We start from the raw sequence: 255 nt of genomic DNA on the forward strand, positions 1-255 counted from the left end.
GGACGGCGCGGACCTCGAAGGCGGGCCGGCCGCCGTGCTGGAGGTAGGCGTGCAGGATGTCGGGGGTGTTGGCGAAGAAGTTCGGCCGCATGTAGGCCGCCGCCTCGCCCGAGAGCTCGGTCAGGTACTCGGTGAGCTCCTGCTTGGTGTTGCGCCAGGTGAAGTAGGTGTAGGACTGCTGGAAGCCGATCTGGGCCAGGGTGTGCATCATCGCGGGCCGGGTGAACGCCTCGGCCAGGAAGATCACGTCCGGGT

At 67.8% G+C, this 255-nt stretch carries 1 pseudogene; it reads right to left on the minus strand.

Annotated features, from left to right (window positions below):
- A pseudogene (locus tag QC282_RS32290) lies at positions 1-255 on the minus strand (alpha-1,4-glucan--maltose-1-phosphate maltosyltransferase); the annotation flags it as partial.

The organism is Streptomyces sp. DH24, from assembly GCF_029813775.1.
Classification (GTDB): domain Bacteria; phylum Actinomycetota; class Actinomycetes; order Streptomycetales; family Streptomycetaceae; genus Streptomyces.